The sequence below is a fragment of the Acetobacterium wieringae genome, from assembly GCF_026646375.1.
In the GTDB taxonomy this organism is placed as follows: domain Bacteria; phylum Bacillota; class Clostridia; order Eubacteriales; family Eubacteriaceae; genus Acetobacterium; species Acetobacterium wieringae_A.
Genome location: NZ_JAIPPU010000002.1, coordinates 345,585 through 364,358 on the forward strand (window position 1 = coordinate 345,585; position 18,774 = coordinate 364,358).

General features: G+C 41.1%; 35 protein-coding genes. All 35 read right to left on the reverse strand.

All coding sequences use genetic code 11. The features are described 5' to 3' along the window. Positions 1–855, reverse strand: coding sequence for an energy-coupling factor transporter ATPase (locus Q7P33_RS03270; protein ID WP_303867351.1), 855 nt, complete (start codon positions 853–855; stop codon positions 1–3). Beyond that, on the reverse strand, positions 846–1,691 hold the full coding sequence (locus Q7P33_RS03275; RefSeq protein ID WP_303867353.1) for an energy-coupling factor transporter ATPase: 846 nt from the start codon (positions 1,689–1,691) through the stop codon (positions 846–848). Before Q7P33_RS03275 ends, Q7P33_RS03270 begins: the two co-directional genes overlap by 10 nt. Before the next feature lie 99 nt (positions 1,692–1,790). Further along, positions 1,791–2,132 carry a 50S ribosomal protein L17 gene (gene rplQ / locus Q7P33_RS03280; RefSeq protein ID WP_026393609.1) on the reverse strand — a complete coding sequence of 114 codons (342 nt, stop codon included), beginning with the start codon at positions 2,130–2,132 and terminating at the stop codon, positions 1,791–1,793. A 4-nt stretch (positions 2,133–2,136) separates the two neighbouring features. Further along, positions 2,137–3,096, reverse strand: a complete 960-nt coding sequence (locus tag Q7P33_RS03285; RefSeq protein ID WP_303867358.1) for a DNA-directed RNA polymerase subunit alpha — start codon at positions 3,094–3,096, stop codon at positions 2,137–2,139. 71 nt (positions 3,097–3,167) lie between these two features. Further along, positions 3,168–3,797 (reverse strand): 30S ribosomal protein S4, encoded by a 630-nt coding sequence (gene rpsD, locus Q7P33_RS03290; RefSeq protein ID WP_303867360.1) that lies wholly within the window; start codon positions 3,795–3,797, stop codon positions 3,168–3,170. Between the two features lie 16 nt (positions 3,798–3,813). Continuing rightward, positions 3,814–4,206 (reverse strand): 30S ribosomal protein S11, encoded by a 393-nt coding sequence (rpsK, locus tag Q7P33_RS03295; RefSeq protein ID WP_070369952.1) that lies wholly within the window; start codon positions 4,204–4,206, stop codon positions 3,814–3,816. Between the two features lie 13 nt (positions 4,207–4,219). Further along, the gene (rpsM, locus tag Q7P33_RS03300) at positions 4,220–4,582 is read right to left on the reverse strand and encodes a 30S ribosomal protein S13 (protein WP_070369951.1); all 363 of its coding nucleotides are present in this window, start codon (positions 4,580–4,582) and stop codon (positions 4,220–4,222) included. Positions 4,583–4,726: 144 nt separating this feature from the next. Next, the gene (rpmJ, locus tag Q7P33_RS03305) at positions 4,727–4,840 is read right to left on the reverse strand and encodes a 50S ribosomal protein L36 (protein WP_013382261.1); all 114 of its coding nucleotides are present in this window, start codon (positions 4,838–4,840) and stop codon (positions 4,727–4,729) included. A gap of 13 nt (positions 4,841–4,853) precedes the next feature. Next, positions 4,854–5,081, reverse strand: a complete 228-nt coding sequence (infA, locus tag Q7P33_RS03310) for a translation initiation factor IF-1 (protein ID WP_070369950.1) — start codon at positions 5,079–5,081, stop codon at positions 4,854–4,856. Between the two features lie 3 nt (positions 5,082–5,084). Then, the gene (locus Q7P33_RS03315) at positions 5,085–5,387 is read right to left on the reverse strand and encodes a KOW domain-containing RNA-binding protein (protein ID WP_303867368.1); all 303 of its coding nucleotides are present in this window, start codon (positions 5,385–5,387) and stop codon (positions 5,085–5,087) included. 12 nt (positions 5,388–5,399) lie between these two features. Then, entirely contained in the window at positions 5,400–6,149 is a 750-nt protein-coding gene (gene map / locus Q7P33_RS03320; RefSeq protein ID WP_303867370.1) for a type I methionyl aminopeptidase, read from the reverse strand. A 2-nt stretch (positions 6,150–6,151) separates the two neighbouring features. Continuing rightward, complete coding sequence (locus Q7P33_RS03325; protein WP_303867372.1) at positions 6,152–6,811, reverse strand: adenylate kinase; 660 nt, start codon at positions 6,809–6,811, stop codon at positions 6,152–6,154. Positions 6,812–6,834: 23 nt separating this feature from the next. Then, a complete protein-coding gene (secY, locus tag Q7P33_RS03330) occupies positions 6,835–8,094 on the reverse strand; it encodes a preprotein translocase subunit SecY (RefSeq protein WP_303867374.1) in 1,260 nt (419 codons plus the stop codon). A gap of 1 nt (position 8,095) precedes the next feature. Further along, entirely contained in the window at positions 8,096–8,539 is a 444-nt protein-coding gene (rplO, locus tag Q7P33_RS03335; RefSeq protein ID WP_070369945.1) for a 50S ribosomal protein L15, read from the reverse strand. A gap of 11 nt (positions 8,540–8,550) precedes the next feature. Then, complete coding sequence (gene rpmD, locus Q7P33_RS03340; protein WP_286945103.1) at positions 8,551–8,733, reverse strand: 50S ribosomal protein L30; 183 nt, start codon at positions 8,731–8,733, stop codon at positions 8,551–8,553. Between the two features lie 11 nt (positions 8,734–8,744). Continuing rightward, on the reverse strand, positions 8,745–9,251 hold the full coding sequence (rpsE, locus tag Q7P33_RS03345) for a 30S ribosomal protein S5 (RefSeq protein ID WP_070369943.1): 507 nt from the start codon (positions 9,249–9,251) through the stop codon (positions 8,745–8,747). Positions 9,252–9,268: 17 nt separating this feature from the next. Next, positions 9,269–9,637 carry a 50S ribosomal protein L18 gene (rplR, locus tag Q7P33_RS03350; protein WP_070369942.1) on the reverse strand — a complete coding sequence of 123 codons (369 nt, stop codon included), beginning with the start codon at positions 9,635–9,637 and terminating at the stop codon, positions 9,269–9,271. Positions 9,638–9,677: 40 nt separating this feature from the next. Next, on the reverse strand, positions 9,678–10,214 hold the full coding sequence (gene rplF, locus Q7P33_RS03355; RefSeq protein WP_303867377.1) for a 50S ribosomal protein L6: 537 nt from the start codon (positions 10,212–10,214) through the stop codon (positions 9,678–9,680). 24 nt (positions 10,215–10,238) lie between these two features. Next, positions 10,239–10,637 (reverse strand): 30S ribosomal protein S8, encoded by a 399-nt coding sequence (rpsH, locus tag Q7P33_RS03360; RefSeq protein ID WP_070369940.1) that lies wholly within the window; start codon positions 10,635–10,637, stop codon positions 10,239–10,241. Positions 10,638–10,669: 32 nt separating this feature from the next. Beyond that, a complete protein-coding gene (locus Q7P33_RS03365; RefSeq protein ID WP_111887948.1) occupies positions 10,670–10,855 on the reverse strand; it encodes a type Z 30S ribosomal protein S14 in 186 nt (61 codons plus the stop codon). 13 nt (positions 10,856–10,868) lie between these two features. Next, positions 10,869–11,411, reverse strand: a complete 543-nt coding sequence (gene rplE, locus Q7P33_RS03370; protein ID WP_303867379.1) for a 50S ribosomal protein L5 — start codon at positions 11,409–11,411, stop codon at positions 10,869–10,871. Positions 11,412–11,431: 20 nt separating this feature from the next. Further along, positions 11,432–11,746, reverse strand: coding sequence for a 50S ribosomal protein L24 (gene rplX, locus Q7P33_RS03375; protein WP_070369938.1), 315 nt, complete (start codon positions 11,744–11,746; stop codon positions 11,432–11,434). Between the two features lie 14 nt (positions 11,747–11,760). Further along, positions 11,761–12,129, reverse strand: a complete 369-nt coding sequence (gene rplN / locus Q7P33_RS03380) for a 50S ribosomal protein L14 (protein WP_026393627.1) — start codon at positions 12,127–12,129, stop codon at positions 11,761–11,763. 27 nt (positions 12,130–12,156) lie between these two features. Next, positions 12,157–12,414, reverse strand: a complete 258-nt coding sequence (gene rpsQ / locus Q7P33_RS03385; protein ID WP_070369937.1) for a 30S ribosomal protein S17 — start codon at positions 12,412–12,414, stop codon at positions 12,157–12,159. Positions 12,415–12,442: 28 nt separating this feature from the next. Further along, positions 12,443–12,646: a 50S ribosomal protein L29 gene (gene rpmC / locus Q7P33_RS03390; protein ID WP_070369936.1), complete on the reverse strand. Its 204-nt coding sequence runs from the start codon at positions 12,644–12,646 to the stop codon at positions 12,443–12,445. Further along, positions 12,643–13,083: a 50S ribosomal protein L16 gene (gene rplP / locus Q7P33_RS03395; RefSeq protein ID WP_026393630.1), complete on the reverse strand. Its 441-nt coding sequence runs from the start codon at positions 13,081–13,083 to the stop codon at positions 12,643–12,645. Before rplP ends, rpmC begins: the two co-directional genes overlap by 4 nt. A gap of 18 nt (positions 13,084–13,101) precedes the next feature. After that, the gene (gene rpsC, locus Q7P33_RS03400) at positions 13,102–13,827 is read right to left on the reverse strand and encodes a 30S ribosomal protein S3 (RefSeq protein WP_070369935.1); all 726 of its coding nucleotides are present in this window, start codon (positions 13,825–13,827) and stop codon (positions 13,102–13,104) included. An 11-nt stretch (positions 13,828–13,838) separates the two neighbouring features. Further along, the gene (gene rplV / locus Q7P33_RS03405; protein WP_041669084.1) at positions 13,839–14,174 is read right to left on the reverse strand and encodes a 50S ribosomal protein L22; all 336 of its coding nucleotides are present in this window, start codon (positions 14,172–14,174) and stop codon (positions 13,839–13,841) included. An 18-nt stretch (positions 14,175–14,192) separates the two neighbouring features. Then, positions 14,193–14,471 carry a 30S ribosomal protein S19 gene (rpsS, locus tag Q7P33_RS03410; RefSeq protein ID WP_070369934.1) on the reverse strand — a complete coding sequence of 93 codons (279 nt, stop codon included), beginning with the start codon at positions 14,469–14,471 and terminating at the stop codon, positions 14,193–14,195. A gap of 42 nt (positions 14,472–14,513) precedes the next feature. Further along, the gene (rplB, locus tag Q7P33_RS03415; RefSeq protein ID WP_303867386.1) at positions 14,514–15,347 is read right to left on the reverse strand and encodes a 50S ribosomal protein L2; all 834 of its coding nucleotides are present in this window, start codon (positions 15,345–15,347) and stop codon (positions 14,514–14,516) included. Between the two features lie 52 nt (positions 15,348–15,399). Then, the gene (gene rplW, locus Q7P33_RS03420) at positions 15,400–15,690 is read right to left on the reverse strand and encodes a 50S ribosomal protein L23 (RefSeq protein ID WP_148637298.1); all 291 of its coding nucleotides are present in this window, start codon (positions 15,688–15,690) and stop codon (positions 15,400–15,402) included. Next, entirely contained in the window at positions 15,690–16,310 is a 621-nt protein-coding gene (gene rplD, locus Q7P33_RS03425) for a 50S ribosomal protein L4 (RefSeq protein WP_303867389.1), read from the reverse strand. The genes rplW and rplD overlap by 1 nt, the downstream gene beginning before the upstream one ends. A 29-nt stretch (positions 16,311–16,339) precedes the next feature. Further along, positions 16,340–16,969, reverse strand: a complete 630-nt coding sequence (gene rplC / locus Q7P33_RS03430; protein WP_303867391.1) for a 50S ribosomal protein L3 — start codon at positions 16,967–16,969, stop codon at positions 16,340–16,342. A 54-nt stretch (positions 16,970–17,023) separates the two neighbouring features. Further along, complete coding sequence (rpsJ, locus tag Q7P33_RS03435) at positions 17,024–17,332, reverse strand: 30S ribosomal protein S10 (protein ID WP_014357213.1); 309 nt, start codon at positions 17,330–17,332, stop codon at positions 17,024–17,026. 289 nt (positions 17,333–17,621) lie between these two features. Continuing rightward, complete coding sequence (locus Q7P33_RS03440; RefSeq protein ID WP_303867392.1) at positions 17,622–18,503, reverse strand: DegV family protein; 882 nt, start codon at positions 18,501–18,503, stop codon at positions 17,622–17,624. Positions 18,504–18,774: the final 271 nt, after the last annotated feature.

Sequence of the window (18,774 nt, forward strand, 5' to 3'; positions counted from 1 at the left end):
TTATCCTCTTATGACTTTGAGAATTTCTTTTTTGGCTGCTTCCACCGTAAAAATATCTTCTCTAATTTCTGGATACTTGTCTTTCAGTCGCCGCATCAGATAGGTTACCTCTGGTACCGCCAGGCCAATGCGCTCCAGGGTGGATATTTCTGTAAACACACGGTTTGGTGTATCATAAAAAACAACTTCCCCTTCATTCATAACCAGAATCTTATCGACCATTTTTCCAATATCTTCCATACTATGAGACACCAGAATAACCGTTATTTGTTTCTGACGATGCAATGATTTGATCTGTGCCAATATTTCTTCCCGGCCGCGGGGATCAAGACCAGCGGTTGGTTCGTCGAGGATCAGTACCGCAGGTTCCATCGCAAGAACACCCGCAATGGCCACCCGTCGCATCTGTCCCCCCGATAATTCAAAGGGCGACTTATCTTTGATTGCATCAAAATCAAGACCCACCATTTTAATTGATTGTCTGACCCGCTGATCAATTTCGTCCTCCGTGAGCCCCTGATTTCTGGGGCCAAAAGCGACATCTTTCTGGACGGTTTCCTCAAACAATTGGTGTTCCGGATATTGAAAGACCAGTCCAATCTGATGTCTGAGTTGAATCAATTCGGTTTTTTTCGTTTCGAAGATATCTTTCCCATCGACCAGAACGGTTCCTGATGTCGGGGTTAATAAGCCGTTAAGATGCTGAATCAGCGTCGATTTACCTGAACCAGTGTGTCCGATAATGCCAATAAAACTGCCATCTTCGATGGTAAGATTGATATCCTTGAGGGCTTTGAATTCAAAGGGTGAACCCTCCGAATAGGTATGGGATAGATTTTTTATTTCTACTGACATAAGACATCCACCATTTCCTCGATGCTTAGAACATCATCCGCAATTTCAAGTCCGGCACTTCGCAGTTCATACGCCAACTCCGTCATTTGGGGTACATCCAGACCAATTTCTTTGAGCCGTTTTACCTGTTTAAAGATCGTCCGCGGTTCACCTTCCATAACTACCTTGCCTTTGTCCAGCACAATAATCCGGTCCGCATCGACGATTTCTTCCATAAAATGAGTGATATGAATAACCGTCATTTCTTTATCACGATTAAGTCGCTTGATTGTTTCCATCACTTCCCGTCGTCCGGATGGATCCAGCATCGCTGTGGGTTCATCGAATATGATACATTCGGGTTCCATCGCTAAAATTCCGGCGATCGCAATCCGCTGTTTTTGACCACCTGACAATTGATGGGGTTTCTGATGGGCGTAGGCCTGCATTTCCACCACAGCTAAAGCCCGATCTACCCGTTCTCTGATTTCTTGGGGTGGTACCCCCAGATTTTCAGGCCCGAAGGCCACATCTTCTTCAACAATCGTCGCAACCAACTGATTATCGGGGTTTTGGAATACCATTCCAGCAGTCTGACGAATTGTCCATAAGCTTTCATGGTCCTTGGTATTGAGCCCGCTGACAATTACATCACCTTGAGTCGGAAAGATAATCGCATTAAGTAATTTGGAAAGGGTGGATTTCCCCGAACCATTATGTCCGATGATTCCGACAAATTCACCTTTTTCAATATGTAAACTGACGCCATCCAAGGCTACGACGGATTCGTTTTCGTTATTATGAGGATATTTGAAATACACATCCTGCACATCAATCATTCTTTTTTTACTATCCATTATCACGTGTAATCACCTTCTTTGGGTGTTAATTAACTTTATAATACAAGAAAGGGATTAAGCGTCAATAACATCTTAATCCCCTGTATGCCTCTTAAATTATACTAATTCAATTATCGCCATTTCGGCGCCGTCGCCACGACGTGGTCCAACACGATAAATTCGTGTGTAACCACCGTTTCGTTCAGTATATTTAGGTGCAATTTCGTCAAACAATTGTTTTACCACTGCTTCCTGAGTGATATATGAAATTGCCTGTCTTCTGGCATGTAAGTCGCCTCTTTTACCTAAAGTGACCATTTTATCTGCAATTCTTTTTACTTCCTTCGCTCTGGTTACGGTTGTTTCAATTTTACCATGTTCTAAAAGGGCAGTGGTAAGATTACGTAGTAATGCTCTTCTTTGATCAGAGGGACGGCCTAGTTTTCGATATCCCGCCATAGTGTTACTCCTTTGCCTTTTCTTCTTCTTGACTCAAGGACAATCCAATTTCTGCTAGTTTGTGCTTGATTTCATTCAGGGATTTACGACCGAGGTTTCGGACTTTAATCATGTCCTCTTCGCTTCGTTGTGTTAATTTTTCAACTGTATCGATATTTGCCCGTCGCAGACAATTACTGGATCTTACAGAAAGCTCCAATTCTTCGATGGACATTTCGCGAATACGTTCTTTTTCACTTTCTTCTTTTTCCACCATGATTTCCACCGTAGTGGCATGCTCGGTCAAGTTAATGAACAGGTTGAGATGTTCACTTAACACTTTCGCCGCTAAAGAAAGCGCTTCCTCCGGGGTTGTGGTTCCATCAGTCCAGATATCGATGGTCAATTTATCAAAATCGGTAATCTGACCGACTCGGGTATTTTCTACGAGAAAATTAACTTTGATAATCGGAGAGAAGATTGAATCCATTGGGATGGTTCCAATCGGCATACCCGGATATTTGTTTTTATCTGCTGCCACATAGCCTCGTCCCTTTTCAATGCGCATTTCCATGTTCAGAGTAGACCCCTTGGACAAGGTAGCAATGTGCATTTCCGGATTAAGGATATCGACGTCCGCATCGGCAATAATATCACCAGCGGTGATCTCACCTTCTTCTGAAGCCTCAATGTAAATAACCTTAGGCTCATCGGTATAAATTTCTGCTGCCAAACCTTTAAGGTTCAGAAGGATTTCTATAACATCCTCTTTAACCCCTGGAATAGTAGAGAATTCGTGTAATACGCCTTCAATCTTTACTGATGTGACTGCCACACCCGGCAGGGATGACAGCATTATTCGTCTCAGACTGTTACCAAGGGTGGTTCCGTATCCCCGTTCTAAAGGTTCAATAACAAACCGCCCGTAGGTATCGTCGTCTTTTTTATCAACAATTTCGATGACTGGTTTCTCGAATTCGATCATTTATCAGACCCTCCTACTTATTTATAATCCATACATTAACATGAGGGTTAATTGGTTCCCGAACATGTAGCCTATTTAGAATACAATTCAACAATAAGATGTTCAGCAATTTCGACATCTAAGTCTTCTACTGCCGGTCTGCCAATGACTTTTCCTGATAGTGTGTCAACATCTCTCGACAACCATGAAGCCATGGTTCGATTTTCAGTCGCTTCTAAAATATCTTTGAATTTCTGTGATTTTTTGCTTCTTGGTCGAACTTCAATGACATCGCCTTCTTTCATGATGTAAGAAGGAATATTCAGTTTTTTTCCGTTGACCAGGAAATGTTCATGATCGACCAACTGACGAGCCTCTTTACGAGAGGTTGCCAGACCCAACCGATAAACAACATTATCCATACGTGATTCTAAGTGAATCAATAAGTTGTGACCAGTGATCCCTTTTTGCTTTTCAGCAATTTCAAAATAGCCACGGAATTGTTTTTCAAGCACACCGTAAATACGTTTTGCTTTTTGTTTTTCTCTTAACTGAAGACCATATTCAGATAATTTTGTTCGTCTTTTGCCATGTTGGCCTGGTGGTGTTGGTCGTCTTTCAAACGCACATTTATTTGTAGAATAACAACGTTCTCCCTTCAGGTACAGTTTTGCACCTTCACGTCTACATTGTCGGCATGATGCTTCTATATTTCTTGACATTATTTTCGCCCTCCTGTTATACTCGTCGTCGCTTAGGTGGTCGACAACCGTTATGTGGAATAGGCGTTACATCACGGATCAGGGTAATTTCTAATCCCGCCGCCTGTAAGGCCCGAATTGCTGCCTCACGTCCGGAACCAGGGCCTTTAACTAAAACTTCGACACTTTTAAGGCCGTGCTCCATAGCCGCTTTTGCAGCTTCTTCTGCAGCCATTTGAGACGCAAAAGGGGTGCTTTTACGTGATCCTTTAAAGCCTAATCCACCTGAACTTGCCCACGAAAGCGCATTTCCGGAGATATCAGTAATGGTAACAATCGTATTATTGAAAGAAGATTGAATATGGGCCTGGCCACGTTCGATATTCTTTTTAATTTTTTTAACTTTTCTTCGTGCTTTTTTAACTGCCATTCTTTAGCCCTCCTTATTTCTTTTTGCTTACGAGACGTTTCGGACCTTTTCGAGTTCTGGCATTCGTTTTTGTCTTTTGCCCTCTAACAGGAAGTCCTCGACGATGACGTAATCCTCTATAAGATCCAATTTCGATCAGTCGTTTGATGTTTAAGTTGACTTCTCTACGAAGGTCACCTTCAACGGTGTATTTGTCTATCGTATTTCGCAGATCATTTACTTCAGTTTCTGTAAGATCTTTAACTCTGGTATCTGGATTAATGTTTAAAGCTTTTAAGATTTCCAGTGATGTTGAATGTCCAATACCGTAGATATAAGTTAATCCAATTTCTACCCGCTTATCTCGGGGTAAATCGACTCCGGCAATTCTTGCCATAGGGTGTGTACCTCCTAATTATTTTCTAAATGCTGGTCAATTAATCACGTTAGTGACGTAACGAAATTAAAACCCAGGGTGTTTTATATCATGAACATGACTAAAATTGCCGCGGCCATGTTCTTTTTTTCTGGACTCGACGGTTTAACCTTGTTTTTGTTTGTGTTTTGGATTTTCACAAATTACCATAACACGACCATTTCTCTTAATAATTTTGCATTTTTCACAAATCGGTTTAACTGATGGTCTAACTTTCATTTGTATGCCTCCTTTATGATTTCCCTTTTCCACGCCATACGATACGACCGCGGGTCAAATCATATGGGGATAATTCAACAACTACTTTATCTCCGGGTAAAATTCTGATATAATTCATGCGAAGTTTTCCCGAAATATGCGCAGTTATCTGATGTCCATTTTCCAATTCTACTAAGAAAATAGTATTTGGTAATGACTCAATCACTGAGCCTTCTACCTCGATAACATCTTTTTTGGCCATTGATCAAACCTCCTCACGATTCTCATCCCCAATACCATCAGGCATGTGATAGGACTCGAGTATTTTTCTAATCTCAGCGTTAGTTACATTTTTTCCATTTAATATTTTATCACGAATATCTGTGGCTATGTGATTCGTCTTCGCCAAGTGTTTGACCTTCTTTTTTTTTGGATTACTCACTTTTCGAAGCTTTCCATTTGATACCATGGTGAACTGTTCGTCCACCACTTCAATAACCACCATATACTGACCTTTATCCCGGCCAGCTTTTGAACGAACCACCTGTCCAACTCTATATTCATTCATTCAAACACCAACTTATATTACTGTTAAAAGCTCGGGATCACCCGTTCCGGTAATCAGAATGGTGTGCTCATAATGTGAAGAAAGCTTTCCGTCAGTGGTTACCACCGTCCAACCGTCTTTTAACGTAACAACGTCATACGTTCCGGCATTTACCATTGGTTCAATGGCCAATGTCATTCCCTGCCGTAGCCGTGGTCCGCGACCCTTAGGCCCAAAGTTAGGAATCGGTGGATCTTCATGCATTTGTTTTCCAACACCATGGCCGACATAGTCCCGGACCACTGAAAAACCGTTGTCCTCAACATATTTCTGAATCGCATTCGAAATGTCTGACAAGCGATAGCCATCTCTGGCATAAGCAATCCCCTTATAAAAGGACTCTCTTGTGATTCGAATCAGCTTTTCTGCTTCATCAGAAATCGTGCCGACGCCATGTGTAACAGCCGCATCACCAACGTAACCTTTGAATGTCGCTCCAATGTCGATACTGATGATATCACCATCCTGCAAACGTCGCTTCTCAGGAATCCCATGGACAACCACTTCATTAATAGAAGCGCAAATTGAGTTAGGGAATCCACCATAGCCTTTGAATGTTGGAACTGCTCCGGCATCACGAATATACTTTTCAACTGCGTGGTCCAGTTCTTGTGTTGTTACCCCAGGCTTGATCATTGTCTCTACTAAGGCATGAGCGCCTGCCACAATTTTTCCGGCATGGCGCATTAGATCAATTTCCTTTTGGGATTTTATGGTTATCATCTTTAATTAACTCCATTTAGGATTTTTTCGATATTATCAAAAACATCCTTCATATGTTGCAATCCATTAATATTAATGATCTTTTGTTTGTCTTCATAAAATTCGATTAATGGTTCTGTCTGATCTTGATATACTTCAATTCGCTTCTTAACGGTTTCGACTTTATCGTCTTCCCGTTGGTATAAAGGTGTTCCGTCTAAATCACAGACACCCTCGACCTTCGGTTTACTGTACTTGATATGATAGGTTGCATGGCATGTCGGACAAATCCGGCGACCTGAAACCCGTTCAATCAAAATGTCAAAAGGCACATCAAGATTGATTGCAAAATCCAACTCACAATCACGTTTGGCATTGATCCGACATAACGCTTCTGCCTGATGAACCGTTCGTGGGAATCCATCCAGCAAATAGCCATACCCGGCAGCCAATACATCTTCGTGTGTCAACCGATCTTCAACCATATCAACAACTAAGTCATCTGGAACCAAAAGACCTTGTGCCATATACTCTTTAGCTTTTTTTCCAAGTGGCGTATCTTTACTCATGTTTTCTCGAAAGAGATCGCCAGTAGAAATATGAGGGATACCATAAGTTTCACAAATTCGCTTCGCCTGTGTCCCTTTGCCAGCTCCCGGAGGTCCTAATAATACAATTCTCATTTTTCACTTAACTCCAGTTCATTTTAAGATTTTAAAAATCCCTGATGGTGTCTCATCATCATTTCTGCTTCAATCTGCTTAACCGTTTCAAGGGCTACCCCAACCACAATCAGCAAACTTGTTCCGCCGAATTGAAGATTGACACCCATAAAATTACCTACAAAAATAGGAATAACAGCAATGATCGCTAAAAAGACGCCACCAAATAATGTTAATCGGTTCATAATTCTCGACAAATACTCTACAGTTGGTTTTCCAGGTCTGATCCCAGGAATATAACCACCTTGTTTCTTGATATTTTCTGCGATATCAAACGGATTAAATGTTACAGCTGTATAAAAATAGGTAAACGCAATTATTAGTGTGATGTAAATAATATTAGTGAGCCAGGATCCCCAGGCAAAATAGGTTGAAATAAAGTTTGCAAAAGCCGATGTCGGAAAAAAGCTGGCAAGTGTCGCTGGAAATAGTGTTAGCGAACTGGCAAAGATTACCGGAATAACGCCTGCCATATTCACACGCATCGGGATGTGTGTGGTTTGTCCGCCGTACATTTTTCGGCCAACAACCCGCTTTGCATACTGAACCGGAATGCGTCGTTGTCCTTCCTGAACAGCAACCACCCCTAAGATCACCACAACAATAAAAACCAAAAACACAATCAGGGTGATGATATTTAAAGTTCCAATTGTCAGGTATTGATACATTTGGCCGATTGCCGTTGGAATACGGGAAATGATACTGATAAAGATAATCAAAGAGATACCGTTGCCGATACCATTTTCAGTGATTTGCTCACCCAGATACATTAAAAACGCAGTCCCAGCCGTAATACATAATACAACCGTAAAGACAGTAAATGGTGTTTTTTCAACTAGCAAGTCTCCGAAGGATAAGCTCATTCCCAGTGCCTGAATCAGTGCCAGAATAATGGTAAGGTACCGCGTATACTGAGCCAGTTTTTTTCGTCCTTCTTCACCTTCTTTTTGTAGCGCTTCCAAAGCCGGAATTGCAAATGCCAGAAGGTTCATGATAATTGAAGCATTAATATACGGGGTGATACTCATGGCAAAAATAGTAAAATTGCCAAAGTTACCACCGGATATAATATCAAACAGACCAAAAATTCCACTATCGTTGACGAGTTGACTAAGCTGTTCGGTATCGATGAAAGGAACCGGTATGAAGGATCCCAAACGATATATAAACAGCATCGCTAACGTAAATATTATTTTTCGTCGTAGATCTGGAATTTTCCAAGCATCCTTCAAGGTAGAGACCATACTAGATCACCTCTACCTTTCCTCCTCCAGCGAGAATTTTCTCCTCAGCTGATTTGCTGATTTTATGTGCTTTGATGGTGAATGCCTTTTCAACTTCGCCGTTGCCCAGGATTTTTAAACCATCATTTAATTTACGGACAAATCCGTATTCCATCAATAGTTCTGGAGTAATCACTGTGTTTGCGTCAAAAGCATTCAGCTCACCAACATTAACTATTGCATATGTTTTTTTGAATCGTGCGTTTGAAAAACCGCGTTTTGGTAAACGTCTCGCCAAAGGCATTTGTCCACCTTCAAAACCTGGTCGTACGCCACCACCGGAACGTGATTTTTGTCCATCCTGTCCACGACCAGCTGTTTTTCCAAGACCAGAACCTGTACCTCGTCCTTTTCGCTTGGGTGCCTTTTTTGAACCTGGGGCTGGACTTAAAGTATGTAACTTCATCTCGACACCTCCTATACTTCTTTTACTTCGAGCATGAAGTCTGTTCGATGTATCATGCCACGAATCTGAGGTGTATCATTATGTGTTACGGTTTGGCCAATTTTCTTCAGGCCTAAAGCTTGAATGGTAGCCCGTTGTTTTGGGTTTCGACCAATCAAACTTTTCTTTAGTGTAATTTCTAATTGCTTAGCCATAATGATTCCTCCTAATCTAAAATTTCTTCAGGTTTCTTACCGCGTTTTGCTGCCACTTCTTCAACAGTAGTCAGTTCTGCAAGGCCTGCCATCGTCGCATTAACCATGTTACGGGCATTATTAGATCCTAAAGATTTAGTTCGAATATCTCTGATTCCAGCGAGTTCCAATACTGCACGGACAGGTCCGCCAGCAATAACGCCAGTACCTTTTCCAGCAGGTTTTAGTAATACATGACCCGCACCAGCTTCACCATTAACTAAGTGAGGAATGGTTGTTCCAACCATTGGCACTTTGATCAATGATTTTTTTGCTGCATCGATACCTTTACGAATTGCATCTGGAATTTCCATCGCTTTTCCTTTACCGACGCCAACATGACCGTTTTCGTCTCCAACAATCACAAGACAGCTGAATCTGAAGTTACGACCACCTTTTACAACCTTGGTTACACGGTTGATGGCAACGACTTTTTCCTTCAAATCTAATGTACTTGGATCGATTTTCTTGTTTTGCATCAAATGACCTCCTTTACTTAGAATTTCAGGCCGGCTTCACGAGCGCCGTCAGCCAATTCTTTTACTCTACCATGATATACATAACCGCCTCGATCAAATACAACTGCTTCAATGCCTTTTTCAAGTGCACGTTTGGCAATGGCCTGACCGACAGCTTTAGCTGCTGCTTTATCTCCACCTTTTGATAACTGACCTTTAAGTTCAGAGTCATTGGAAGAAGCAGAAACCAAAGTGATACCTTTGGTATCATCTATAATTTGAGCATAAATGTTTTTATTACTTCGAAATACGTTTAAACGTGGTCTCATTTCAGTTCCAGAAACCTTGTTTCGGACCCGATAGTGACGAGCAATACGTATTTTATTTTTAATGGGTTTCTTGATCATCGAGTTTTACTCCCTTCATCATCTTTGACGGGTTGGCAGGTTATTTACCTGTTTTACCTTCTTTACGTCTTATTACTTCGTCAGAATATCGTACGCCATGACCTTTGTAGGGTTCCGGCGGGCGCTTTGCTCGAATATTGGCGGCATGTGCGCCAACGGCTTCTTTGCTAATGCCTTTAATTACGACTTTAGTATTGGTTTCTGGAACAGCTTCTACCCCTTCAGGATCTTCCATCTCAACGGGATGTGAGTACCCTAAATTCATAACCAGCTTATTACCCTTTTTTTCTGCTCTATACCCGACTCCACTGATTTCCAGGGTTCGTGTAAAGCCGGTGCTGACACCAGTAACCATATTTTGAATTAAAGCTCGGGTTAAACCGTGAAGCGATTTATGCAGCTTACTTTCAGATGGTCGGGTGACAACGACTTCGCTTTCTTGGACATCGATGATGACATCAGGATGAAACGTTCTAACGAGTTGTCCTAATGGACCTTTGACCGTCAACGTTTGACCGTCTTTTTTTATGTCGACTCCTGGGAGGATTGCAACAGGTGCTTTTCCTACTCTTGACATCTTTTTACCTCCTGTCTTAATTTGTTACCAAACGTAACATATCACTTCGCCGCCAACGCCGGCTTTTCTTGCTTTTTTATCTGTCATTACGCCTTTAGATGTTGAAACGATAGCAATGCCTAAACCGTTTAATACTTTTGGCACTTCGTCTTTTCCGGCATATACTCTTAAACCCGGTTTTGAGATTCGTTTGATGCCTGCAACGACACGACTTTTGTTTTCTCCGTATTTGAGAGTAATTTTAATGACACCTTGCTTTTCATCGGCAATGTAATCAACTTTATTAATATAACCTTCTTCTAAAAGAATCTGAGCAATTGCTTTTTTCTCTTTTGAAGCAGGCATCTCAACTGTTTTATGACCTGCATCATTTGCATTTCTGATGCGTGTTAACATATCCGCAATAGGATCAGTCATAACCATACTCGGTACCTCCTTTTCTTTGCTGGTATTTTTTACCAGCTTGCTTTTCTTACGCCAGGGATTTCGCCTTTATATGCTAATTCTCTAAAACATATACGACAAATACCAAATTTCTGTAAAACTGAATGTGGTCGTCCACAGATTCGGCAGCGTGTATATGCCTGAGTTGAATGTTTTGCTTTGCGTTGTTGCTTTTCCTTCATCGCTTTTTTTGCCACTGTACCGTCCTCCTTATGCTCTACTGAATGAAATGCCAAGCAGTCTTAACAGTTCGTGAGCTTCTTCATCTGTTTTTGCCGTTGTGACAAACATGATGTCCATGCCGCGAACCTGTTCTACTTTGTCATAATCAATTTCAGGGAAAATGAGTTGATCTTTGATACCAAAAGCATAATTACCACGTCCGTCAAAGGATTTATTGGATAAACCTCTGAAGTCACGCACTCGAGGAAGGGCAACGTTGAATAACTTATCGGCGAATTCATACATACGATCACTTCGCAAAGTTACTTTCGCTCCAATGTTCATGCCTTCTCGGACTTTAAAGTTAGCTACTGATTTTTTTGCCTTCGTTACCACTGGTTTTTGACCAGCAATAATTCCAAGGTCGATCACGGCGGCTTCTAAAGCTTTGGAATTGTCTTTGCAGTCTCCCAAACCCATGTTGATCACAACTTTTTCGAGTTTAGGAACTTCCATGATGTTTTTATATTGAAATTTTTCCATCAATGCTGGAATTACTTCGGTTAGATATTTATCTTTTAATCTGGGCATATTGATCCTCCTTCCCGAAATTAATTATTAAATGTTTCATTACATTTTTTACAAAATCTGACTTTCTTTCCGTCACCTAGAACTTTATGACCGGTTCTAACGCCTTTATCACACTTTGCACAGTAAATTAATACATTGGAAGCCTGAATTGGCCCTTCTTGACGGATAATTCCACCCTGTTGCATTTGCTGTGTTGGTTTTTGGTGTTTAGTAACCATGTTTACATTTTCCACAAGGACTTTTCCATCTTTAGGATAAGATTGAATCACTTTTCCTTTTTTTCCTTTGTCCTTACCGGAAATTACCATTACGATATCATCTTTTTTTACATGCATCTTTCATTTCCTCCTTAAAGTACTTCAGGAGCCAAAGATACGATTTTCATGTATTTCTTGTCCCGTAATTCTCGTGCGACAGGTCCAAAAATACGTGTACCTTTTGGGTTTTTATCATCTTTTATTAGAACCGCTGCATTCTGGTCAAATTTGATGTAACTGCCATCGTCTCTTCTGATTCCGCTCTTTGTTCGTACGACAACGGCTTTTACAACGTCGCCCTTTTTAACATCGCCACCGGGTGCCGCACTTTTAACAGCACACACGATAATGTCCCCGATATTTGCATATCGACGACCGGAACCACCAAGAACTCGGATGCACAGTAATTCCTTTGCACCGGTATTATCTGCTACTTTCAGTCTCGTTTCTTGTTGAATCATCCGAAATACCTCCTTCCGCACATTGACTTATAGTGCTTTTTCTACGATTTCTACTAATCTCCAGCGTTTGTCTTTGCTGAGTGGTCTTGTTTCCATTATTTTAACGGTATCACCGATATTACATTCGTTTTGTTCGTCATGGGCTTTGAACTTTACAGTATGCTTAACTCGTTTTGTGTAAAGCGGATGTTTTACAAAACTTTCGACAGCTACAACAATGGTTTTATCCATTTTATCGCTGGTTACCTTACCGATTCGAGTCTTTCTGTAACCTCTTTCTTCCATAAGCTAAACCTCCTTATCTATTGGTTTATTATGCTTCATCTGACTTCATGACACGTTCCTGGATAATTGTTTTGATCCGTGCATAAGTCTTCTTAACTTCTTTAATCCGCATGGGGTTTTCCAACTGGCCAGTCGCATGTTGAAATCTTAAGTTGAATAATTCTTCCTTCAGATCACCCAATTTTGCTTCAAGTTCGATCGTTGTTAATTCTCTTAATTCACTTGGTTTCATGCTTCATCACCCACTTCTTGTGCTTCCTGATCTTTACGAGTGATAAATTTTGTTTTAATTGGTAATTTATGTTGTGCAAGACGCATGGCTTCCCGAGCTACTTCCTCAGAAATTCCGGCGATCTCAAACATTACTCTACCTGGTTTTACCACTGCAACCCAATACTCAGGAGATCCTTTACCGGAACCCATTCGAGTTTCTGCTGGTTTTTGTGTCACAGGTTTATCTGGGAATATTTTAATCCAAACCTGGCCACCTCTTTTAATATATCTGGTCATGGCAATACGGGCAGCTTCGATCTGATTAGCAGTAATCCATGCTGGCTCCAATGCTTGAATAGCGAAATCTCCGTAAGTGATTTTGTTACCACGAAGTGCTTTTCCTTTCATACGACCTCTATGTTGTTTTCTACGTTTTACACGTTTAGGCATTAACATATGCGTTGGCCTCCTCTCTTAGTTTTCTGTCCTGTTAGTAGGAGCTTTTCGGCGGGGTGCGCTTTTCTTAGCTTTTGCGTCATCTTCAGCAGTTACTGCTAAAATATCTTCACGTCCAGTTAAAATTTCGCCTTTATTGACCCAAACTTTTACACCTAATTTACCATAGGTGGTATCAGCTTCAGCAAAGCCATAGCTAATGTCAGCTCGGAGGGTTTGCAGCGGAACCTGACCTTGGGCATAATGTTCGTTACGTGCCATTTCAGCACCGTTTAAACGGCCTGCAACAGCAGTTTTAATACCCTTAGCGCCAGCTCTCATGGTTCGTTGCATGGTTTGTTTCATTGCCCGTCGGAAGGAAATTCGTCGTTCCAGTTGAGCAGCAATGTTTTCGGCCACTAATTGAGCGTCCATGTCAACATTTTTAACTTCAACGATGTTAATAAAAACGGTTTTCTTGGTCATTTTTTCAAGTTCAAGTCGTAAAGCATCGATTCCTGCACCACCACGACCAATGATCATACCTGGCTTTGCAGTATAGATATGAATCTTTACCTTGTTACCAAAACGTTCGATGACAATTTTAGAAATGCCCGCCTGGTATTGATTTACTTTTATATATTTACGAATATCATAGTCTTCAATTAAACAATCTGCAAAATCCTTGTTGTTCGCAAACCATTTTGCATTCCAGTCCTTAATAACGCCAACTCTTAATCCGTGAGGATTGACTTTTTGACCCATCTATGCCCTCCTTACTCTTTTTCTTTTAATACGGCTGTAATATGAGACGATCTTTTTCGAATGATTGTTGCACGTCCCTGTGCACCCGCTCTGAATCGTTTTAATGTTGGACCCTGATTTGCATAAATCTGATCGATATATAAGTTTTCAGGGTTCATATTGAAATTATTTTCAGCATTTGCCAAAGCAGATTTTACAACTTTGTCAATTATTTTCGCTGCTTTATTTGGTGTTAATGCTAGAATACTTAATGCTTCTCCAATGCTTTTGCCTCGAATTAAATCAGCCACTAACTTAGCCTTTCTGGATGAAACACGTACATATTTAGCTGTCGCTCTTGCTTCCATTCGTATACCTCCTTCTGGCTATCTTAATTTAGATTTCTTTTCTCCAGCATGACCTCTAAAGGTTCTGGTCGGTGCAAACTCTCCAAGTTTGTGTCCTACCATATCTTCGGTAACATAAACTGGAACATGTTTTCTGCCATCATGTACGGCGATGGTGTGTCCTACCATTTGTGGGAAAAGTGTGGAGCTTCTAGACCAGGTCTTCAGCACATTCTTTTCACCTTTTTCGTTCATTGCTTCGATACGTTTAAGTAACTTTTCGTCAACATAAGGTCCTTTTTTAAGTGATCTACCCATTTTTCAACCTCCTCTCGGTTCGTTATCTTTATGGTTGAGTGCTTATTTTTTGTTTCGGGCTCTTACGATATATTTATCGGAAGGCTTGTTTTTCTTACGTGTCTTATAACCAAGTGCTGGTTTACCCCATGGTGTAACTGGACCAGAACGTCCGATTGGGGCACGTCCTTCACCACCACCGTGTGGATGGTCATTTGGATTCATTACAGAACCACGGACAGTTGGGCGGATGCCCATGTGACGGGTACGTCCCGCTTTACCAATCCGGACATTCTGATGATCAAGGTTTCCAACCTGACCAATGGTAGCTCGACATTCAATTCGAACCAGTCTCATTTCGCCTGAAGGTAAACGCAATGTTGCGTAATTTCCTTCTTTCGCCATCAGCTGAGCGCTGGCACCAGCGGAACGCACCATTTGAGCACCTTTTCCAGCTTTCAGTTCAACACAGTGAACCGTTGTACCAACAGGAATGTTTTTCAGTGGCAGACAGTTACCAACGGTAATATCTGATTCTGGCCCAGAGAAAATAACATCTCCAACCTTTAACTTAAGTGGCGCAATAATATAACGTTTTTCACCATCTGCATAGTGAACCAGCGCTATATTTGAACTTCTGTTAGGATCATATTCAATTCCGGCAATTTTTCCGGGAATATTATCTTTATTTCTTTTGAAGTCAATAATTCTGTATTTTCGCTTCGCTCCACCACCATGATGTCTAACAGTAATGCGTCCATATGCGTTACGACCAGCATGTTTTTTAAGTGGCTTCAGTAAGGATTTCTCAGGCTCGTGCTTGGTAATTTCCTCGAATGTATTGACGCTCATATTTCTACGTCCTGGGGACGTTGGTTTATACTTTCTAATACCCATTAATCGCTACCTCCTTTTTTGTATGCTTCTCGGGTTGTAGTCTCGTTATTGCTTATACGCCTTCGAAGAATTGAATACCCTTACTAGCCGGTGTCAATTTTACGATTGCTTTTTTCCAGTCTGATCTGCGACCAACGAAACGTCCGGTTCTTTTCAGTTTACCCTTCATGTTCATCGTGCTTACTTTTTCAACTTCAACACCAAAAATAACTTCAACTGCATTTTTGATTTCAATTTTATTCGCTCGTTTGTCTACTTTAAACGTGAATTTTTTTTCTTCGGCATCAGCCATACTACGCTCGGTAATAATTGGCTTGATAATAATATCGCGAGGATTTTTCATTATGCGTATACCTCCTCAATTTTTTGTAATGATTCCTGAGTCATGATCAATACGTCATATTTCAACATATCATATACGTTTAATTCGTTGACTGTAGTCGTTGCAACTTTAGGAATATTGTTTGCGGAGCGGATAATCGCTTCGTTGTTTTCCGGCAGTACAATCAAGGCTTTTTGAGCGTTGATATTGTTCAACACCGCTACCATTTCTTTGGTTTTTGGAGCATCCATCACCAATTGATTCAGAACACGCAGTTCGTTGTCCTGAGCCTTTGCCGAGAAAACAGATTTCATTGCTAAGGCTTTAACTTTTTTGTTAACTTTTTTACTGTAATCTCTTGATTTTGGTGCAAAGATCACACCGCCACCCTTCCATAATGGAGATCGGATAGTACCGGCTCGAGCCCGGCCTGTTCCTTTTTGTCTCCAGGGTTTTCGACCACCACCACGGACTTCTGATCGAGTCAAGGCGGAACGTGTTCCCTGTCGTCTATTTGCAAGCAGTGCAACCACTACTTCATGTACTACATGTTCGTTGGGTTCGATTCCGAAGATTCCTTCGCTTAATTCGACATCACCAACAACATTTCCTTTTACATCTAAAACGTCAATTTTAGGCATTTGATTTCCTCCTTTCAGGCTTGATTTTTTTATGCTTTAACGCTGCTTTTAATTGTAATAAGTGCTCCTCGAATGCCTGGTACTGCACCTTTGATTAAAAGTACATTGTTCTCCGCATCGACTTTAACAACTTCCAAATTAACTGCAGTTACATTTTTGTTTCCCATCTGGCCCGGAAGTTTCTTGCCTTTGAATACTCGTGAAGGCGAAGAAGATGCTCCCATGGAACCTGGACTACGGTGATATTTTGAACCATGGGCCATTGGTCCCCGAGATTGGTTATGTCGTTTAATAACCCCCTGGAATCCCTTACCTTTTGAAGTTCCTGAAATATCCACACGTTCGCCAGCTTCAAACACATCAGCCTGAATTAATTGACCGGTTTCATAACTTGCATAATCGTCAAGTTTGAATTCCCGGATTACTTTTTTATACTCGACACTGTTTTTATCATAGTGACCTTTTAGCGGTTTCGTCATGCGTCGTTCTTTCACTTCGCCAAATGCTAACTGCACTGCTTCATATCCGTCAGCTTCGATGGTTTTCTTTTGAAGCACAACGCAGGGCCCTGCTTCAACTACAGTTACTGGAATTACTGTTCCATTTTCTGTGAAAATCTGAGTCATTCCAATTTTTCGTCCGATAATCGCTTTTTTCATTATTTCCTCCTAAATATCATTGGATTGCTTTGCAATCATAATACCAATTGGGGCTTATAGTTTGATTTCTATATCAACGCCTGCTGGTAAGTTCAATCGCATTAATGCGTCTACGGTTTTTGGTGTTGGGTTTAAAATGTCAATCAACCGTTTGTGAGTGCGCATTTCAAATTGTTCTCTGGAATCCTTATACTTGTGTACTGCTCGCAGAATTGTAATGATTTCTTTGTCTGTTGGCAGTGGCACGGGGCCAGAAACGCTCGCACCTGTTCTCTTTGCTGTTTCCACAATTCGTTCAGCAGATTGATCCAACAGTTTGTGATCAAACGCTTTTAATCTGATTCTAATTTTTTGTTTTGCCATACCTAAATTTTACCTCCTTATCAATTTTTACTCGTCATTTAGGTACTCCAACCACTCGTCAACCCATCCGGGTGTTTCATCATTATTTTTTAGCAAAATGACGGATCATTTTGCATAAAAATCATGATTTTCGTGGTTGTCGTCCGATTCTAAGATCGTGACATACTCCATGGGAAAAACCTGCCTAAGGCGACAGCAACCTCTCACTTCATCGCAGAGTGTCAACCTTTCACATTATACAAGAAAAAAACGCCTTTGGCAAGCGTTTTTTCATATTTTACAACAATTTTCAATTTTTTTCTTCTTGCTTCAAGATCGTCTCCGGCGCCGTGTCAAAAAAATAAATACCCGTCCCCTGAAGTCCCAAATGAGCAGCCAACACGCAGCCGATCGGTACGGGTTCAATATTTTTAACACCCATCAAACGAAGTGCCGCCTCGTATTCCTCCACCGGCTTCATCGAGCCGTTAAATGCAATGCCAACGTGTTGATCCAGATAGCCGACAATGTTCACAGCCGTTTTATCAATAATCGTCTTTTGCGCTTTCTTAGGCCCCCGGGATTTGCCAATGATTTTTAGCTCCCCTTCTTCCACTGAAACGATTGGATGAATTTTTAAGAAACCGCCAACTACTGCTGTACCCTTAGATACCCGCCCCCCCATATAAAGCCAGTTAAGGTCTTCAATGCTGAAATAAAAATGAGCATGGGGAATAAATTTTAGCGCCGCAGCAGCTAGATAATCAAGATCTTTGCCCTGATCAATCAATTTCAATAACTCAACCGCAATCAGACCAATGCTTCCGCCACTGTGGAGGCTGTCAACGATCCGACATTTGAAATCGGGATATTTTTCCATCACTTCTTTTAGAACCAGGCGCGACGTCTCATAACTTCCCGACAGCTTCGACGTAAAAGCCAGATACAGGCATTCCTGATTGTTCTTAGCACATTCTTCAAAGTATTCCAGAAAGTCCCCCGGATTCACCTGGGATGTGGTTGGCACGATTCCCCGGGCCATGAATTTATTCATGCCGTCCACATCAATTTCCCGTTTATCCCTATAAGCCACCCCTTCAATAATCACATTTAATGAAACCATATCCAGGTTGGGATGATTTACATAATCTTTTGGCAGATCGCACATACTGTCTACTAAGAGTCTAATCATTTTTCACTTCTTTCCAATTGCAGCCAGCAATTTTCAACTTATCCATACTGCTTATTGATATCTATTTATCATTTTCTCTAAGTAATCATTTTATCACTAACTTATAATTTTAACAATATCCAAATAAAAAAACCGTCCCCAAAAAGGACGGTTGATTTTTATGTGGGTTGCTAATTTAAATATCCATAAGACATTTATTTAGTCTGTATTTGCTCTGTTATTAGTCTTCCAGCATTTTGGCAACAACACCAGAACCAACAGTACGGCCACC

Coding starts and splice junctions, on each gene's coding strand:
- rplN (WP_026393627.1), bottom strand. CDS start 12,129: ATGATTCAACAAGAAACGAGACTGAAAGTAGCAGATAATACCGGTGCA.
- rpsM (WP_070369951.1), bottom strand. CDS start 4,582: ATGGCAAGAATTGCCGGAGTCGATTTACCCCGAGATAAGCGGGTAGAA.
- rpsC (WP_070369935.1), bottom strand. CDS start 13,827: ATGGGTCAAAAAGTCAATCCTCACGGATTAAGAGTTGGCGTTATTAAG.
- rpsD (WP_303867360.1), bottom strand. CDS start 3,797: ATGTCAAGAAATATAGAAGCATCATGCCGACAATGTAGACGTGAAGGT.
- rpmC (WP_070369936.1), bottom strand. CDS start 12,646: ATGAAACCAAGTGAATTAAGAGAATTAACAACGATCGAACTTGAAGCA.
- rpsH (WP_070369940.1), bottom strand. CDS start 10,637: ATGGTTATGACTGATCCTATTGCGGATATGTTAACACGCATCAGAAAT.
- Q7P33_RS03275 (WP_303867353.1), bottom strand. CDS start 1,691: ATGGATAGTAAAAAAAGAATGATTGATGTGCAGGATGTGTATTTCAAA.
- rpmD (WP_286945103.1), bottom strand. CDS start 8,733: ATGGCTAAGCAATTAGAAATTACACTAAAGAAAAGTTTGATTGGTCGA.
- rplW (WP_148637298.1), bottom strand. CDS start 15,690: ATGAAAAATCCTCGCGATATTATTATCAAGCCAATTATTACCGAGCGT.
- rpsS (WP_070369934.1), bottom strand. CDS start 14,471: ATGGGTAGATCACTTAAAAAAGGACCTTATGTTGACGAAAAGTTACTT.
- rplR (WP_070369942.1), bottom strand. CDS start 9,637: ATGATCAAGAAACCCATTAAAAATAAAATACGTATTGCTCGTCACTAT.
- rplO (WP_070369945.1), bottom strand. CDS start 8,539: ATGAAGTTACATACTTTAAGTCCAGCCCCAGGTTCAAAAAAGGCACCC.
- Q7P33_RS03270 (WP_303867351.1), bottom strand. CDS start 855: ATGTCAGTAGAAATAAAAAATCTATCCCATACCTATTCGGAGGGTTCA.
- Q7P33_RS03325 (WP_303867372.1), bottom strand. CDS start 6,811: ATGAGAATTGTATTATTAGGACCTCCGGGAGCTGGCAAAGGGACACAG.
- Q7P33_RS03285 (WP_303867358.1), bottom strand. CDS start 3,096: ATGATCGAATTCGAGAAACCAGTCATCGAAATTGTTGATAAAAAAGAC.
- rplQ (WP_026393609.1), bottom strand. CDS start 2,132: ATGGCGGGATATCGAAAACTAGGCCGTCCCTCTGATCAAAGAAGAGCA.
- infA (WP_070369950.1), bottom strand. CDS start 5,081: ATGGCCAAAAAAGATGTTATCGAGGTAGAAGGCTCAGTGATTGAGTCA.
- rpmJ (WP_013382261.1), bottom strand. CDS start 4,840: ATGAAAGTTAGACCATCAGTTAAACCGATTTGTGAAAAATGCAAAATT.
- rplX (WP_070369938.1), bottom strand. CDS start 11,746: ATGCATGTAAAAAAAGATGATATCGTAATGGTAATTTCCGGTAAGGAC.
- rplF (WP_303867377.1), bottom strand. CDS start 10,214: ATGTCAAGAGTAGGAAAAGCACCTGTTGCAATCCTCCCAGGAGTCGAC.
- map (WP_303867370.1), bottom strand. CDS start 6,149: ATGATAACCATAAAATCCCAAAAGGAAATTGATCTAATGCGCCATGCC.
- secY (WP_303867374.1), bottom strand. CDS start 8,094: ATGGTCTCTACCTTGAAGGATGCTTGGAAAATTCCAGATCTACGACGA.
- rplC (WP_303867391.1), bottom strand. CDS start 16,969: ATGAAAAAAGCGATTATCGGACGAAAAATTGGAATGACTCAGATTTTC.
- rplB (WP_303867386.1), bottom strand. CDS start 15,347: ATGGGTATTAGAAAGTATAAACCAACGTCCCCAGGACGTAGAAATATG.
- rplE (WP_303867379.1), bottom strand. CDS start 11,411: ATGCCCAGATTAAAAGATAAATATCTAACCGAAGTAATTCCAGCATTG.
- Q7P33_RS03440 (WP_303867392.1), bottom strand. CDS start 18,503: ATGATTAGACTCTTAGTAGACAGTATGTGCGATCTGCCAAAAGATTAT.
- rpsK (WP_070369952.1), bottom strand. CDS start 4,206: ATGGCAGTTAAAAAAGCACGAAGAAAAGTTAAAAAAATTAAAAAGAAT.
- rpsE (WP_070369943.1), bottom strand. CDS start 9,251: ATGCAAAACAAGAAAATCGATCCAAGTACATTAGATTTGAAGGAAAAA.
- rpsQ (WP_070369937.1), bottom strand. CDS start 12,414: ATGGAAGAAAGAGGTTACAGAAAGACTCGAATCGGTAAGGTAACCAGC.
- rpsJ (WP_014357213.1), bottom strand. CDS start 17,332: ATGGCAAAACAAAAAATTAGAATCAGATTAAAAGCGTTTGATCACAAA.
- rplV (WP_041669084.1), bottom strand. CDS start 14,174: ATGGAAGCAAGAGCGACAGCTAAATATGTACGTGTTTCATCCAGAAAG.
- rplP (WP_026393630.1), bottom strand. CDS start 13,083: ATGTTAATGCCTAAACGTGTAAAACGTAGAAAACAACATAGAGGTCGT.
- rplD (WP_303867389.1), bottom strand. CDS start 16,310: ATGCCTAAAATTGACGTTTTAGATGTAAAAGGAAATGTTGTTGGTGAT.
- Q7P33_RS03315 (WP_303867368.1), bottom strand. CDS start 5,387: ATGAATGAATATAGAGTTGGACAGGTGGTTCGTTCAAAAGCTGGCCGG.